Consider the following 16,945-nt stretch of genomic DNA (forward strand, 5'->3'; position numbering starts at 1 on the left):
GAGCAGCCATGGAACGTCGAGATTTCCTCAAACTGGCATCTATGGCGGGCCTCGGCGTCGTCGCAGCGGGCGTGCTGTCGAGGGACGCCGCCGCGGCCGGCCCCTACGCGGGCCCGCTCTGGGTCCACATCCACGCGAGCGGCGGCTGGGACCCGACGAGCCTCTGCGATCCCAAGGGCGCGCGGGACGAAGAGGAGCAGAAGACGCGGGAAGCGATGAACCGCAGCTACCTGAGCGCGGCGATCGGGACCGCCGGCAATCTCAAGTACGCGCCGGTCGGCGGCAACGACGCGTTCTTCAAGAAGCATTACAGCAAGCTGCTCGTCATCAACGGCATCGACACAGGGACGAACAGCCACGACGCCGGCGTCCGCAACACGTGGTGCGGCACGCTCCGCGAGGGCAAACCCGCCTTCGCGGCGCTCGTGGCCGGCGTCCACGGCGGCGCGCTGCCGATGGGGTTCATCAGCAACGGCGGCTACGACACGACGGCGAACGTCGTGGCCGTCACCCGCATACCCGACACCGGCCTCCTGCAGCGGCTCGCCTATCCGAACAGGATCGATCCGGGGAACGAAGAGAACCGCGAGCAGTACCACACCGACGCCACGATGACGCGGCTCCTGGAGGCGCGGCAGGCGCGGCACGCGGCGAAGCTCGATCAGCAGCGGTTGCCCCACGTCAAGCAGGCGATGAGCACGCTCTTCACGTCGCGCGTCGGGCAGAACGAGCTCAAGCAGCTCATCCAGTACCTGCCCGCGGAGTTCGAGAGCGCCTCGCTGCGGCGGCAGGCGCAGGTCGCGCTCGCGGCCTACCGCGCCGGCATCTGCGTGAGCGCCAACCTGTCGGTGGGCGGGTTCGACACGCACGGGAACCACGACGACAACCACATCCCGCGGCTCGACCAGATCTGCGACGGGATCGACTTCCTCCTGACCGCCGCGGAGGAGCAGGGCATCGCGGACCGGATCGTCCTCGTCGTGGGCTCGGACTTCGGGCGGACTCCGGGCTACAACGAGGGCAACGGCAAGGACCACTGGAACATCACCAGCATGATCCTGGCCGGCGCGGGCATCGCGGGGAACCGGGTGATCGGCGCGACGGACGACCGGCACAACCCGCTCGACGTCGATCCGGTCACGCTCGCGCCCAAGGAGGGCGGCGTCCGGCTCAAGCCGGGGCACATCCACAAGGCGCTGCGCAAGCTGGCGGGGATCGCGGACGATCCGCTCGTGGAGCGATTCCCGCTCTCCGAGGAAGAAGACCTGCCCATCTTGGGGTGATGTGGCCTGCGGGCGGCGCGCCGCCCCGCCATCGACTGCAGCGCGGGTGACGTCATCGGAGCCGGCGGGCGAGGAGACGGGATGTCGCCTCGCCCGCCGCTCACTCCACCGAGAACGCGATCTCCTCGCTGGCGGTCGCTCCGTCCGCGTCGATGCGGAGCCGGTGCGCGCCGGCGACGAGCGGCCAGTCGAGCGCGAACGGAGGGCCGACCTCGATGGGGCGCCCGTCGAGCACGAAGCGCACGCGGGGCACGCCCGGAGGGACGTCGGCGCGCAGCCGGATCGCCTGCAGCGAGTTGATCGACGGGTCGAGGACGAACCGGGCGCCGTCGGGCGGGTACGCGACGCGGACGCGCGCGCCGGCGCCGGCGCCGGCAGGAGGAGCGCCGGGTGCCCCGGGGAGCGCGCCGCAGAGGGGCGACGCCGCATCGGGCGCGAGGGGGCGGCCGGCGGCGCGCGCCCATGCGGTGAGCTCCGCGTCGTAGCGCTCGAAGACGCGCTCCTCGACCGCCGCGTCGGGGCAGGCGCCGGCGCGCAGGCCGTTGCGGCGATCGATGCGCACGGTCTCGTGCATGTCGCACGGCGAGAGCGCCGCGGCGTCGCCGCGCGGGAGGAGCTCGCGGCGGTGGTGCGGGCACGCGGCGGTCGGCCTCATGCCGGACAGGGCGCAGACCTCGACCTCGGCGAGCTGCTCGGGATCGGGCGGATCGAAGGGGCGCGGCGGCCGGACGCGCGCAGCGGCGAGCATGGCGTCGCGGAACAGCGGGCCCGCGCCGGTGATGCCGCTGACGCCGCCCATGGGCGAGCCGTCGAAGTTGCCGACCCAGACGGCGACGGTGACGTCGGGCGTGAAGCCGACCGCGATGTTGTCGCGGAAGCCCTTGGACGTGCCCGTCTTCGCGGCCACAGGGAACGGGAGATCGAGCGCGTTGCCCTCGCCGAACGACGCGAGCCGCGCCCGGTCGTCGGCGAGGATGTCGACGACCACCCGGGCGCGCGCGGCGTCGAGGACGCGCGCGCCGCGCTCGGGAAGCACCGCGGGCGGCTCGGCGGGCGTGCCGCTACCGCTGGACGCGGGCGACACGGAAGAGGCCGCTTGTGATGAGGGGCGCGGAGGCGACGAGGGGGCGAACGAGCGCACCGCGCGCACCGGCAGGTACGAGCCTCCCCGCGCGAGCGTGGCGTAAGCGTTCGCGAGGTCGACAAGGCGGACCTCGCCGTCGCCGAGCGCGATGGCGACGCCGTAGCGCGACGGCTCGCGATCGAGCGAGCGGAGGCCGAGCTCCCGGAGCCGCGCGAGGACGCGCTCGGGGCCGAGCGCGGCCGCCGCCCAGACCGCAGGGACGTTGTACGAGTTGGCGAGCGCGTCCCGCAGGCGGACGGGGCCGTGGAAGCGGCCGTCGTAGTTCCGCGGCGCGTAGTTGCCGTCCGCCGTCGGGAACGAGAGCTCGACGTCGGGAAGGACGGTCGCGGCGGTGAACCCGAGCTTCTCCATGGCGAGCTCGTAGACGAACGGCTTCAGCGCAGAGCCGGGCTGGCGCAGCGCGAGGACGCCGTCGTTGTGGCCGAGCCCGGCGGCGTCGTCGATGTCGTGCGAGCCGACGTACGCGAGGATCTCGCCGGTCGCGTTCTCGATCACCACCACCGCCGCCGCGCCGACGTCGCGATCCGAGAGGCCGCGGACGGTCTGCTGCGCGAGGACCTCGATCTCGCGCTGGAGGCCGCGGTCGATCGTCAGCGTGATCGAGGTCGCCCGGCCGCGGGGCGACGCGGCGCCGGCGCCCTCGGCGGGGAGGCCCGCGCCCGGGCCGAGCGCGCCGCCGAGCACGGCGCGGACGAGGTGCGGCGCGCCGAGGCCGCCCCCCTTGGGGGCGAGCGCGATGGGCTCCGCGCGGGCGCGGGCCACCTCGGCCTCGCCGGCGAGGCCGGCCGCGAGCATGCGATCGAGGACGCGGTTCCTGCGGCGCTCGAGCGGCCCGGTGCCGCGACGCGGATCGTACAGCGCCGGGCCGCGCGGCATGCTGGCGAGCGCGGCGGCCTCGGCGAGCGACAGGTCGCGCGTGGGCTTGTCGAAGTAGAAGCGGCTCGCCGCCTCGACCCCGCGCAGGCCCGGGCCGAACGCGACGCGGTTCAGGTACTGCTCGAGGATCTCGCGCTTCGAGAGCGACGCCTCGATGCGCAGCGCGAGCGCCGCCTCGCCGAGCTTGCCGCGCGCGGTGCGCGGGCGCGGGACGAGCGTGCGCGCGAGCTGCTGCGTGATCGTGGACCCGCCCGAGACGACGCGCCGCTCCGCCGCGAGCTGGCCGAGGGCGCGCGCGATGGCGATCGGATCGACGCCGGGGTGGCGCGCGAACCGCCTGTCCTCCGCGGCGAGGAGCGCGCGCTGGATGCGATCGCCGGCCTCGGAGAGCGGCAGCCAGCGCGCGCGCGCGCCGTCTCCAGCGCGGAGCTCGCGGAGCACCGTGCCGTGACGGTCGAGCAGGACCGTGGACACGGCGTGATCCTCCGGCGCTCCGAGCTCCGGCGGGAGCGGCGTGAGCGCCGCGAGGGCGGCCAGCAGGAGCCACGGCGCGACGGCGAGGGCGACCGCGATCTGCGCCGCGCGGCGCAGGATCCGCCGCGCGCGCGGGCCGAGGCGCGCGAGCCACCGCCCTGCGCGGCCGGGTCCTTCCGGGGAGGGCGCGCGCACGGCTCAGCGCGGACGCGGCGCCGCGTCCGGCCCTCGGCTCCCGACCTGGACCGTGACGGCGCCCGTCCGGCCGAAGACCTCGGGGCTGTACATCTCCTCCGCGCGCGCGGGCGGGACCACGAACGAGCCGAGCGTCGTGGCGCGCGCGAGGTACCGGTACCGGTACATCCCGGCGGCCATGTGGTCGACGAAGAAGAGGACGCGATCGTCGCGGATCTCTCGGACGAAGCGGCTCGGGTCGTAGACGCGGCCGGTCGCGCGCAGGTCGTCCTGATCGGCGTCGGCGTCGTCCGCCTCGGCCTGGGCCTCCGCCGCGTCGACGTCGAGCGAGCGCGCGGACGTCGCGAGCCGCGCGTCGACCGCCTCGAGGCCCGCCGGCAGCGGATCGTCGATGACCACGAAGTCGCGCGGAGACGGCGTCACCACGACGATCTCGCCGAGCACGAGGTCGCCACCGGCGAACGCGACCGACGGCGGGGCCGCGCCGGCCGCGCCGCCGACGACGGCGGAGAGGTCCTCGGGCGCGAGCGCGCGGAGCGACTTCTCGATGAAGAAGCCGCGGTCGAGCGCCTCCGTCGGGAGCTGCTTGCGCGCGTAGCGGAGCCGCGCCTCGTAGAACAGGCGGCCGCGCCCGTCGACCGCGAACGCGAGCGGCGCGCCGGCGGCGCTCGCGAGCCTCGCCGCGGGGATCGACGTCTTGACCTGCTCCGTCGTGGGGCCGTGGAACGGCGCGGAGAACAGCTCCGCCTGCCCCAGGAACACCCGCGCGTCGAAGTCCGGCGCCGTCTTCTCCTGCGCCTTCCGGTACTGATCGAGCGCGAGCAACGCCCAGGCCGTCTCCTGCGTGCTGCGCCACGTACCGCCGCGGCGATCCGCGAGCAGCCCCGCCGCGAGCCGCGGCGCGAGCGGGTGCGCCGGCCGCGCCGCGAGCAGCGCGCGCAGCACGAGCGCCGAGGTGCGGGCCTCGGAGTCCATGAGGACCGCGTAGGCGTCGCCGTGGTTGTGGACGGCCCGCGCGACCGGCCCGTCGAGGCGCAGCGCGCCCTCGAGCTCGCGGACGAGCTGATCCACGGACGCCCTGTCGCTCTTGCCGATCACCATCGCGTGCGCGAGGAGCGCCTTCGAGAAGAGCGGCAGCTTGTCGCGCTCGTCGAACAGCTGGCTCGCGCGCCCGGGGTCGGGGGCGCCGCTCGCCGCGAGGACGTCGACGAGGAACGGCGCCGTCGCCCGGAGGAGCGGGTCGGCGCCGATCCGGTTGAGCTCCTGGCGCAGGTACGACGTCGCGCGCTCCGCCGCGTCGGGCGGCACCGCGACCCCGTAGCGCCTGGCCTCGGTGAGGCCCCACAGCGCGTACGCCGTGGTCCACAGGTCCGCGCGGTCCGACTCGGCGAAGAAGCCGAAGCCCCCGTCCCCGCGCTGGTGCGAGAGGATCTCCCGGACCGTCTTGCCGATGACGGCCGTGAGGTCCTTCGGCAGCGCGATCCCGTACGCCTTCGCGAGGTCGCGCAGCGACAGGAGCGGGACCATCCGGCTCGTCAGCTGCTCGGTGCAGCCGTACGGGTACTCGAGGAGCTGCTCCACGCCGCCGCCGAGGCCCACGAGCGCTGTCGGCGCGAGGCTCACCGTGAGCCCGCCTGTGTCGTCGCGGATCGCCGACAGGTCCCCGAGCCGCTCCGCGCTCGCCGTGGTGGTGTCGCCGTAGAGCGCGACGGCCTCCGGCGCCATGGGCGCCTTGATCTCGCGGTTCACCTCGACAACGTCCGACGCGCCGCCGCCGGTGGCGCGGAAGCGCAGCGTCGCGGGGCCGGCCCGCGGCGCCGAGAGCGCGAAGCGGACCTCGGCCGACCCGCCCGGCGCGAGCTCGACCGAGCGCTTGGCGCCGCCCGCGAGCGTCAGCCCCGAGGCGGTGACCTCCACCTCGACCGTCGCCGGCTTCGCGAGCCCCTTCGAGGTCACGACCACCCCCGCGTCGATCGCGTCGCCCGCGCGGAGGAAGCGCGGCAGCGCGGGCCGGGCCATGAGCGGGCGGCTCGTCGTCACCCGGGACTCGCCGTAGCCGAAGCGATCGTCCTCGGCGGCCACGACCGCCATGACCCGGTACGTCGTGAGCGAGTCCGGCAGCTTGAAGCTCGCGTGCACCTGCCCGGAGGCGTCGGTCACGAGCGCGGGGTTGTAGTAGGCGCTCTGGCGAAAATCGCGGCGCACGCCCGTGCCGCCCTCGGCGCCGCCGCCGCCCGCGCGCCCCTTGTCGGCGCCGAGGTCGGCGAACGGGTTGCGCACGCGGGCGAGCGCCTCGCGCGTCTCGATCGTCGCCACCTTCAACGGGCGCGGCGCGCCGAACACGGGGATCGGATCCGGCGTCGTGTACCCCGTCAGCGACAGCACGCCCTCGTCCACGGCGTAGAGCGTGACCTCCGCGCGGGCGGGCTGGCCGGCGCGGTCGCGGACGTCGACGTCCACGCGGATCGGATCGCCGGGGCGCGCGTCCGCCTTGTCGGCGCGGACGCGCACCGCGAGCCGCTGCGCCTCCGGGTTCACGCGGAGCGGCGCGTAGCCGAGGCGGAACGCCGGCGCCCCGACGTCGGGCCCAGGCGCCCCGCCCTTCCCCGGCGCGGGCTGCGGCTTCGTCCGCCCGCGCAGGAGCAGCACCGAGACGAAGGCGTTCGGCCGGAGGTCCTCCGTGATCGGGACGTCGATCACGGGCATGGCGCCCGACAGCGTCACCTTCCGGTGCGTCGAGATCCCGGCGCGCTCGACCGTGACCAGCGCGTCGGCGGAGGCGAACGGCGACTTCACGATGATGCGCGCCGTCTGGCCGATCTCGTAGCTGTCGCGGTCGGGAACGAGGTCGACCTTGAGCTCGTCGCTGTCGCCGAAGCCCCCGCCGCCCTCGCCGAGCGCGTAGACGCCGGCGGCGGCGCCGACGGGGTTGCCGCGGCGGTCCCTGGCCGTCGCGTGCAGGAGGTAATAGCCCCCCGACGGGACCGTGAGCTCGCAGCTCCGCGGCGCCGCCGCCGTCGTGACGCCGCACCGCGCGACGACCTTGTCGACCGGCGCGCTCACGCTGCGGTACGCGCTGCCGCTCTCCTCCCGCGCGAGCGTCCACGTCCGGTGCACGAGCTCGACCCGGACCGCGACCTGCGCGACGCGCGCCCCCTTCGGATCGACCGCGAGGATCTCCGGCCGCAGCACGTCGCCCGCCTTCGCGAAGAGCTCGGGCTCCTTGAGGGCGACGTAGAACTCGGCCGGGTGCACGAGCGCCGTCGAGCTCCCGGCGATCGTCTGCCGCGACACGTCGGTCACCGACGCCTCGCACGTGACGAGCTCCGTGCCGCGCTGCCCCGGCATCGAGAGCGCCGCGCCGATCGCCGCCTGCCCGGCCGCGTCGAGCTTCTCGCGCGCGCTCTGCACCTCGAACCCGCGCGGCGCCTGGTCCCGCAGCGCGTCGGTGAGCTCGTCCTCGCGGACCGTGAACCCCTCGATCCCCGGCGGCGAGAACGACGCCGACGCGCGCGTCACGGAGAGCGTTGCCTCCGCGTTCGTCATCGGCGCCCCGAACAGGTAATCGCCGCGCGCGGTCCAGCGCGCCTTGTCGCCGCGGACGTAGCTCGGCCTGTCGCTCTCGACGCCGACCTTGAACTCGGCGGGTCGGTACTCGGCGACCTCGACGCTGCCCATCACGTCCGGCCACCCCGCCTCGCCGCCCTGGACCGTGGCGGCGAGGCTGTACGTGCCGAGCCGCGCGCTCTCGGGGATCTTCACGTCGGCCGAGAACGTGCCGAAGGCGCCGAGCGTCGGGGAGAGCGAGACGAGCGCCTCGCCGTCCGGCCCCTCGACCTTGAGCGCGACGCTCTTGCCGGCCGGCGTCTTCGCCCCGCGCGCGCCCTCCTCGCGGAAGATCCCCTTCACGCGCACCGTGTCGCCCGGCCGGTAGATGCCGCGATCGGAGAACATCATCCCGAACGGGCGCGCCTCGCTGAAGTCCGACGCCGCGCCGAAGCGCCACCCGTTGAGCGAGTCGGCGACCGTGCGGTACGTCCAGTCGTCGCCCGCGCGCGCGAAGACCACGCTGCGCCCGAGCGTCGTCGTGGCCTCCGGACCGTGCGCCGTCGCGGGGACCACCGCGAACCCCTCGGCGTCGGTCGACACCGCCGCGGGCGCGGGCGCGCCCGGTGCCCGGATCCACACGCGCGCCCCGGGCACCGGCGCCCCCGTCGATAGGCGCGTCACCCACACGAGCGAGCCGCTCGGCGAGACCTTCGCGCTGATCCCGAGGTCGGTCACCTGCGCGATCACCGCCTCGGAGGTGGTGCGCGCGTGCCGCGTCCCGGGCCGGGCGGTGTAGCTGATCCCGATCGCGAGCGGCCCGCGCTTGCCCTCGCCCCCCAGCACCTCGGCGGCGCGCACGAGGTGCGTCGCCGGCGTGTTGGTCGCGGCGGCCGGGCGCAGGACCGTCTGCTTGCCGGAGGGCAGCGCCGCGATCTCGCCCATCTTCGGGCTGCGCCCCGGGCTGTGCGGATCACCCTGGAGCGCGAGGATCATCTCCTCGGTCATCGCGCCGACCGCGAGCGAGAGCTCGCGCACGTTCACGGACACGACCGGGATCTCGCGCCGCTGGGCCGGCTCGAACACGCTCCCGACGAGGCCGATCTGCGCCTCGGGCCAGCGATCGTCGAACGCGATCTCCTCGGTGACGACGCCGGCGAGCGCCTGCCCGTGCACGTCGCGCAGCCCGGCGGCCACGCGCACCCGGTAGCTGCGGCCCGGGGCGAAGGCGCCGCCGAGGGGGATGTGGCTCGTGGGCTCGTCGTCCTCGATCCACGACGGCCACAGCAGCTTGACGGCGGGCTCCACCGAGATCGCCCGCTTCGCGTCCGCGAACTTGATGGGGTTCGAGAAGGCGAGCGTGAACCCGCCGTCGGCCGCGCAGCGCCCCTGCGGCGAGTCGCGATCGCACTGGGGGCGCAGCGCCCGGAGCGGCCCGTAGGTGCGGTACGTGAACCGCTGCTCCTCGCCGGCCGGCAGCGGCCCTTCGCGGCCGCGGAGGCCCTCGGCCACGGCGATCTCGATCTCGCTGTCGCGCGGCAGCGGCGCGCGGGGGACGAGCTCGGCGAGCATCTCGTTCTTCGCGTCGGGGCGCCGCACCTCGAACGCCACCTTGTCTTTTCGATCGCCCACCGTGAGGGACGCGCGTCGCGCGATCTCGGCGGTGTCGACCGGCTGGTTGAACCGCAGCTCGAACCTCGCCTCCGGCTTGAGGTCGTCCTTGCCCGACCAGGGCTCGACGCGCGCGACCGCGGGCAGCTCGGTTCGGAAGGTGAAGGAGTACGGCTCGGCGAGCGCGCTGCCGTCGAGCGCGCGGGTGCCCGCCGGGACCTCGACGGTGAACTCCGTGCCGCGCGGCAGGCGGCCTTCGGGGACGAACGTGAGGCCGCTCGTGCCGACCCAGCGCCAGCGTCCAGGCGCGGACGGCTTCAGGACCGCGGGCGCCGCGGCCTCGCTGCCCGCGAGATCGAGCGATCGCATCGGCCGGTTGAAGACGAGGCTGATCTCGGCGGGGCTCGTGGTCTGCCCGCGGGGCGCGCCGAAGACCACCGCGAACGGCCCTGCCGCGGCCTTTCCGCCCGGTTCGAGCGCGCCGGGCGCGAGCGTCCCTCGAGGCGGGACGTTGGGGGCGCGCGCGCCCTGAACGCACGCCAGGCTGAGGGCGATGACCGCGAGAACGGCGGGCGCAGATCGGAGGCGCGGAGCGACGGACATGGCCGCGACTCAGCAATGGGGATGCCGCGGGCGCAAGAGGCGAGTCCACGGCGGAATCCGGGCGGGTGATGTGGCAGGCGAGACACACCCGACGAGCGCCGGTGACGCGCGGCGCCCGGGGTCTGGCCGCGCCCGCCGCGGCTGTGTGGGCGGCGGCGAGTCGGGGGGCAACGCCCGGTTCGCGAGGGCGATATCGCGGGTCTACGGCGCGATATCGTACGCGTGCTTCGCCGCCCACAGCGTGGTGGCGCGCATGTAGTAGGGCGCGCGGATGCTGCCGTTGCCCTCCCAGGCCTCCGGCGTGCGGAACCACAGGCCGTCGGTCTTCCAGATCGTGTCGACAAGGCTCACGCCGATCTCGCCTGCCTGCGCGGCGAGCCCCTCCTGGATCATGCCGGCCACCACGCCCCAGGACGTGCCCACCCAGCACTCGCGCGTCTGGTTGCTCGTCCCGTCGACCGAGCCATTGGCGGTCATGACGTTGACGACGCCGCGGGTCCCGCCGTCGAACCGCTTGAAGTTGTTCTCGTAGATCTTCGTGAACGCCGACACGGCGTGGCTCGGGTCGACGATCGGCGGCAGCCCGAGGGCGCGCGCGTACCACTGGCCAGCGAGCTGGTCCGACATGATCCGGTTCGTGTCCCGGCTCCCCGTGTCGATCTTGTAATACGCCCCCGTCCAGAGCTTCGACTCGAAGCCGCCCTTGGCCTGATCGAACCACGTCTGGTAGGTGCCCGCGAGCGAGGCGTCACCGACCGCGGTCGCCAGCTCCTTCGCGGCCTCGCTTGCGGCGAGGAAGAGGCTTCCGCAGTACGCGGTGTTGCCGTGCAGATCCATGTCGTCGTAGGTCTGATCGATGCCGTTGCTCTCCGGCAGCCCGTCCCCGTCGCCGTCCTGGCCCTTCACCTTCTGCATCGCCATCTTCACGGCGGGCCAGCAGTAATCGAGGAACTCCTTGTCGGTCTTCCCGGTGAGCGCCCAGTCGCGATAGACCATCAGGACCAGCTTGGAGTTGAGATCCTTCCAGTTGGTCGAGTCGCGGTACGTGTACGCGTTCCACTTTCGGAAGACGCTCTCGTTATCCCCGAAATCGTGCGCGGTCGTCCCGAGCGCGCGCGGCCTGTCGGAGCGGGTGGTCGTCACGCTGTCGCAGAACTGCCGTATCTCCTGCTTGTCGATGTCCGGCCAGAGCGAGAACAGGGCCCATGAGCCGTAAAAGCGCACGTCCGACGTCCCGTAGAACGGGTAGATGTACGACTCCAGGCTGGTGAACATGTCCTCGTCCGGGTCGTCCGGCTGGCCGGACGCAGCGCCGGCCTCCCAGTACGTGCCCGCGATGGCGTAGTAATAGAGCTCGTTGAACAGAGCGCCCTTGAGCCACTCCGGGTACTTCGGATCGTCGAGCACGCTCGCCTGCCAGTCCTGGATCGCCCAGAGCCACGGCTCGTGCTCGGCGAGCGCCTCCGCCGCGATCGTCCATGAGGCGTTCCCCGTCCGTCCGAAGTGGCGCGTGTACGCGCGGTACCACCTGTCGCCCGAGCCCGCCTGCGTGACCGGGATATCCCACGCGAGCACGATCGGCACAATGACGCTCTTCCCCGGCTCCACCGTCGCCTTGAACGCGATCGCCCCGAGCGAGTGCCCGCCCGTCGTGTTGGCGAGCGCGCCGTCGTTGGCGAGCTCGCTCTGCAGGGCGGCGACGCTGTCGGCCGACTGGTACGAGACGACCACGCCCGGCGCGTTCCGGCTGGCGAGCGTGAACTCCCCCTGTCCCTCGGAGTTCGGCGCCCCTCCGCCGCGCGTGAGGACCAGGCCGACGTCGTCCCCGGAGGTCTGCACCGTGGCGCCATTGCCGCCGTGATCGTTCTTCCAGGTCAGCATCACGGCGACGTCGCAAGGCGCTCCGGTCGGATTCGTGATCTCCCACCGATAGACGCCGACCGGATAGCTGGATTTCTTGTAGTCGCCCGGGATGATGGGGCTGTATTGTTCGACCTTCGCTTTGCAGGGGAATGCCGCGCCGTGGTAATCGACCCACGAGCGCGGAAAGAGCGAGGAGTACGTCGCCTGCCCCTGGCCCAGGCCGTCCTTGTCGAGGCGCTTCGTCTGCGCGTCGCCCCCTTCGGCCTTCTGGTACATGAAGAAGCCCGCGTTGTTGTCGACGTTCTGGTCATTGCTCCCGATATCGAGGCGACCCTTGTAGAACCTGCCGTCGAACCGCCAGGTGATCGTCCCGGCCCCGAAGCCGCCGATGGGCGCGCCGTCCTCGTAGACGCCGTCCGTGATACCCCTGCTCCACGCCTGAGCCGGGATGGAGATCGGCTCGCCCGGCACGTGCGCCGGCGGGCCGCCGCCTTCGCTGCCGCCGGAGCCGACCGCGGGTGGAGCGCCGCCGGTGCCCGCCCCTGACGACGAGCTGCTCGCAGGGCCCTGGCTTGTTCCGGCGCCGACTCCTGTTCCTGCTCCGGCACCGGCGCCGCCAGGCCCCGATCCGCCATCCGACGAGGACGAGCTCGAGCCACCTCCACCGCACGACGAGGCTGTCGCCACGACGAGGACGGCACCGGCGGCGACGACACCCAGAGAGCGTAGTGGGACAAGGGGCAATGTCATGACGGCGAGCATATGCAGATCGTACGCACACGTCACCGTACCAATGGCAATGCATTCACTTCGTTACCGCTGAAACATTCCGTCGTTTCCGAGGCAAACCTGAATTCGCGCGTCGCTGTTCACCCGGGCGGCCTTTAGCGCGACGCGAAATCTCCAGGGCGCCTTCCACGACGCGCACGACTCGAGCGCGCGAGCGAGACCCCTACGATCCTTCTTTTCATCGCCAGGCTTGCTCCGCAGCGCGCGGCCGAGGAGCGGCCCTCATGGCCAGGTGGCCTTGACCGCATTGGTCCAGTAGTCCGCGAGGCGAAAGGCCGGATCTTGCTCGATGTGAACGAAGCGCCCGCTGTAGCTCGTGGCGGAGCGACCACAGACCTGGCTCGCCGAAACGAAGTTGAGGAGCCTGCCTTGAACGTTGGTCGTCGCGTTCAGCGAACAATCGCTGCTGCCGGGAACGCCGACCCGCCAGGTGGGCTTCTCGGCCAGCAAGTTGCGCTTGAGCTCCAGTATCTTGTCACCCGAGACAGGGGCGACATCCATGCCGTGCGAGGCGAACACGTCCTCCGCGCAGGTATCTCGCGCCATGCCATGCCACTGAATGCCCCACCAGGGCCTCGATCCATAAAAGGCCGCGAGCTCCAGGTAGGTCGCGTGAAACGCGTTCGTCACGTTGTGGGCCACGTCCGAGACCATGGTCGAGCTCTGGCAAACGCTGTCGGTGAAGCTCGCATCGCGGTGAGCGCCCGCCATCAGGAAGCTTCGGGATCTCGTCGCCTTGAAGACGCTGACGGCCTGGATCTCCGTCTCCAGGTCCGCGGTCGCATGCGGCGCCGAATGAGCGAGCTCTCGCTCCGCGGCCGCGTCCACGATGAACGTGCCCAGCCCGAGATCGACGGTCCCGTCGCTGTTCCGATCACCGACCTCCATGAGCACACAGTACCTTCGTCCATTGTTGACGTCGCGGAGGAGCCGGATCCGCGCGGACGACGACAGGCTGGACGGCAGCACGGTATTGCAGCTGCCGCCCATCATGGTGCGAACGACGCTCCGCCACGCGGTCAGCTGCGTCGCGCTCGGGGTGACGAAGATGCCTGAGTCCCTGCCGGGCATCTGATCGCGAATGCACGTCACGAGCGCCTCCAGGGTTGCGCTCGACGAGCAGGTCAGGTCCGCCGACACCGCCGGGCGAGACGCCATGAGGACACCGGCGCCTAGCAGGAACAGAATCGTTCGTTCGAACCGCATGACAACGTTACCTCCAGTCAGGGGTTTGCGGGTGGGATCGATCGGCGGTCCTCTACGCGGCGCGCGGCGCGCGGCGCACGTGGGCACAGGAACGAGGCTCGCCGGGGCCGCACGGCGCGGACCTCGGCATTCCCAGATCTTTCAGGCGCGCGAGCGCTCGCCGCTCTCTTCGCCGTCCACGCAATGAACGCCAAGCAAACTCACCGGCACGCGACGGCGGGTGCAAGGCGGAGACCGCCGCGCTGTGCGAACCGTTCGCGGTCGCCGCGGCGACCACATCGCAGCGTTACCGCCACATCGCAGCGCGGCCACCCCACCACAGCGTCGCTCGACCCGGTGAGCCCCCGGGGTGTCGCACGTCATGACAACGGCGCGTCGCTCGCCGGCCGGAGCGGGTTGTCCCGGCGCGAGGCGCCCGTCCTGTCCGTCCTGTCACGACAAGCAAGCTCCCCGAAAACGTGTGGAAATAATGGAGGCCTTATCCTCGGCAGCGTGAAAGTCATCTCGCACGGGCTGCTCGGGCGTGAGACGACCGAAGCGATCGCCATCCCCCTCGGGGCCCTCGCGGCCTCGCTCCTCGTGTTCGGCGCGTTCGTGGCCGCCCAGGGGGTGAACCCCTTGGGCGTCTATCACGACATGGTCCGCGGCGCCTTCGGCACGTGGTTCTCGCTCCAGAACACCCTCCTTCGGGCCGCGCCGCTCATGCTGACCGCGCTCTGCACGGCGCTGCCGGCGCGCCTCGGCCTGATCGTCATCGGCGGCGAGGGCGCGCTCGCCATGGGCGGGCTCTCGGCCGCGTCGGCGGCGCTGGCGGCACGGGCGTGGGGCGCGCCGCCCGCCGCCGTGCTCGCCGCGATGCTCGTCTCCGGGCTCGCCGCCGGGGCGCTCTGGATCGGCCTCGCCGGCGCGCTGCGCGTCTACCGCGGCGTGAGCGAGACGATCAGCAGCCTCCTCCTCAACTACATCGGGATCGCGATCCTGAACCACCTCGTCGAGGGCGCGCTGCGCGACCCGGCGAGCCTCAACAAGCCCTCGACCGCCTCCATCGGCGCCGAGAACGCCCTGGGGAGCCTGCCGGGCCTCGAGGTCCACTGGGGCCTCGCCTACGGGGTGCTCGCGTGCGCGCTCTGTTATGTGCTGATGCACCGGACGACGTTCGGCTTCGGCGCGGCGATGAGCGGCGGCAACGTCCGCGCGGCGCTCCTCGCCGGACTGCCGGTCAAGCGCCTCGTCGTGCTCACCTGCACGCTCGCCGGAGCGTGCGCCGGGCTCGCCGGCATGGTGGAGGTCGCGGCGGTCCACGGCCGGGCCAACGGGTCGCTGGTCAGCGGCTATGGCTACACCGGCATCCTCGTCGCGTTCATCGCGCGCCACAACCCGCTCGCGATCATGCCGGTCGCCCTCCTGCTCGGCGGCATCGGCGCGAGCGGCGGCCTGCTGCAGCGGACGGCGCGGCTCCCCGACGCGACGGTGAGCGTGCTCCAGGGGATCCTGTTCATCGCGATCCTCGCCAGCGAGACGCTTTATGGCCGTTCCCTCTCTGCCCGCGAGCCCAAGGTCCGTCAGCCGGCTCCGGCGCCTTCGGTGGCATGATGAGCGACGCAGCTGCGCTCGGTCTCTGGGGCATCCCCCTCGCGGTCGCCGCCGGGGCCATCCGCATCAGCACGCCATTCCTCTTCGTGAGCCTCGGCGAGTGCCTCACCGAGAAGAGCGGCCGCGTGAACCTCGGCCTGGAGGGCACGCTCGTCATGGGCGCGATGGGAGGTTATGGCGTCTCTTACCTCACCGGCTCTGCCTGGCTCGGCGTGCTCGCCGCCGGCGCCATCGGCGCCGCGCTCGGGGCGCTGCACGCGTGGCTGTGCTCGAAGCCGCGTGTCAACGACATCGCCGTCGGCATCGCGCTCATGCTTTTCGGCGTCGGCCTCGCCTTCTTCCTCGGCAAACCGCTCATCCAGCCGACGGCGCCCCGCCTGCCCGCGATATCGCTCGGCTTCTTCAGCGATCTCCCCCAGGTCCGCTCCGCGCTCCAGGTGAACGCGCTCTTCCTCATCGGGGCCGCGCTCGCCCCGCTCCTGCTCTGGGCGCTGAACCGCACCCGCTTCGGGCTCGTGCTCCGGACGGTGGGCGAGAGCGCCGACAGCGCCCGCGCGATGGGGGTCGACGTGAACCTGGTCCGGCGGCGCGCGACCATGGCCGGCGGCTTCCTCGCCGGCGTCGGCGGCTCGTTCCTCTCGCTCTTCTACCCTGGCAGCTGGAACGAGGGGCTCTCGAGCGGACAGGGGCTCATGGCCGTCGCCCTCGTCATCTTCGCGCGCTGGAACCCGGTGCGCTGCCTCTTCGCTTCGCTGCTCTTCGGCGGCGCGAGCGCCCTCGGGCCGGCGCTCCAGTCCGTGGGGATCACCTGGGGATACCACCTCTTCAACGCCGCGCCGTACATCGTGACGCTGGCCATCATGGTCGCCTCGAGCTCCGCGACCCAGACCCTGCGCGATCAGCCCGCCGAGCTGACGCTCGCGCGTTGATCGCGCGACGCGACGCGCGCCGGACGAACCGAGTGAACCGTACGAAACGAACGAGACGAACGAAAGGAGCGAGCCCCGCGAGACGAGCGAACCGTACGAGACGAGCGAAACGCTGAATGACAGGAGGACTCGACCGATGCCCTACGTGGCCGCTGATCCCTACGCCTGGCCTTACAACGGCGCGCTCCGCCCCGAGACGACGGCCCTGATCGTCATCGACATGCAGACCGACTTCTGCGGGAAGGGAGGGTACATCGACCTGCTCGGCTATGACATCTCCCTGACGCGGGCCTGCATCGCGCCGATCCAGCGCGCGCTCGCGGAGCTGCGCCGCCGCGGCTATCACGTCCTGCACACGCGCGAGGGGCACCGGCCGGACCTCTCCGATCTCCCGGCGAACAAGCGGTGGCGCTCCCGCCGGACGGACGGCGGTCGCGGCACGGGCGTGGGCATCGGCGATCCCGGGCCGTGCGGGCGCGTGCTCGTCCGCGGAGAGCCCGGGTGGGAGATCATCCCGGAGCTCGCGCCCCTGCCCGGCGAGCCGATCATCGACAAGCCGGGCAAGGGCTCGTTCTGCGCGACGGATCTCGATCTCATCCTCCGCCAGCGCCGCATCGAGAACCTGATCCTCACGGGGATCACGACGGACGTCTGCGTGCACACCACCATGCGCGAGGCGAACGACCGCGGGTACGAGTGCCTGCTGCTCTCCGACTGCTGCGCGGCCACGGATCCTGGCAACCACGCCGCCGCGCTGAAGATGATCAAGATGCAGAACGGCGTGTTCGGCGCGGTCTCGACCTCCGCCGCGCTGCTGGAGGCGCTCCCGTGAC

At 72.5% G+C, this 16,945-nt stretch carries 8 protein-coding genes; 4 read left to right on the forward strand and 4 right to left on the reverse strand.

What is annotated here, in order from left to right:
* Positions 1 to 8 precede the first annotated feature (8 nt).
* On the forward strand, positions 9 to 1,283 hold the full coding sequence (locus WME97_RS24195) for a DUF1501 domain-containing protein (RefSeq protein WP_437555103.1): 1,275 nt from the start codon (positions 9 to 11) through the stop codon (positions 1,281 to 1,283).
* Between the two features lie 100 nt (positions 1,284 to 1,383).
* On the opposite strand, the gene pbpC is transcribed toward WME97_RS24195, so the two are convergent.
* The 4 genes from pbpC to WME97_RS24215 all read right to left on the reverse strand — a co-directional run bounded on the left by pbpC (position 1,384) and on the right by WME97_RS24215 (position 13,542).
* Positions 1,384 to 3,972: a penicillin-binding protein 1C gene (gene pbpC, locus WME97_RS24200; protein ID WP_437555104.1), complete on the reverse strand. Its 2,589-nt coding sequence runs from the start codon at positions 3,970 to 3,972 to the stop codon at positions 1,384 to 1,386.
* A 3-nt stretch (positions 3,973 to 3,975) separates the two neighbouring features.
* A complete protein-coding gene (locus WME97_RS24205) occupies positions 3,976 to 9,732 on the reverse strand; it encodes an MG2 domain-containing protein (RefSeq protein WP_437555105.1) in 5,757 nt (1,918 codons plus the stop codon).
* 201 nt (positions 9,733 to 9,933) lie between these two features.
* Positions 9,934 to 12,345, reverse strand: a complete 2,412-nt coding sequence (locus WME97_RS24210; protein WP_437555106.1) for a GH116 family glycosyl hydrolase — start codon at positions 12,343 to 12,345, stop codon at positions 9,934 to 9,936.
* Positions 12,346 to 12,606: 261 nt separating this feature from the next.
* Positions 12,607 to 13,542, reverse strand: a complete 936-nt coding sequence (locus WME97_RS24215; RefSeq protein ID WP_437555107.1) for a hypothetical protein — start codon at positions 13,540 to 13,542, stop codon at positions 12,607 to 12,609.
* 540 nt (positions 13,543 to 14,082) lie between these two features.
* On the opposite strand from WME97_RS24215, the gene WME97_RS24220 reads away from it, so the two are divergent.
* From WME97_RS24220 to biuH, 3 genes are all read left to right on the forward strand, one after another.
* Positions 14,083 to 15,183 carry an ABC transporter permease gene (locus tag WME97_RS24220; RefSeq protein ID WP_437555108.1) on the forward strand — a complete coding sequence of 367 codons (1,101 nt, stop codon included), beginning with the start codon at positions 14,083 to 14,085 and terminating at the stop codon, positions 15,181 to 15,183.
* A complete protein-coding gene (locus WME97_RS24225) occupies positions 15,183 to 16,112 on the forward strand; it encodes an ABC transporter permease (protein ID WP_437555109.1) in 930 nt (309 codons plus the stop codon). Before WME97_RS24220 ends, WME97_RS24225 begins: the two co-directional genes overlap by 1 nt.
* Before the next feature lie 136 nt (positions 16,113 to 16,248).
* Positions 16,249 to 16,944, forward strand: a complete 696-nt coding sequence (biuH, locus tag WME97_RS24230) for a biuret amidohydrolase (protein WP_437301443.1) — start codon at positions 16,249 to 16,251, stop codon at positions 16,942 to 16,944.
* Position 16,945: the final 1 nt, after the last annotated feature.

Origin of the sequence: Sorangium sp. So ce367, from assembly GCF_051520455.1 — a bacterium.
Lineage (GTDB): Bacteria > Myxococcota_A > Polyangia > Polyangiales > Polyangiaceae > Sorangium > Sorangium cellulosum_B.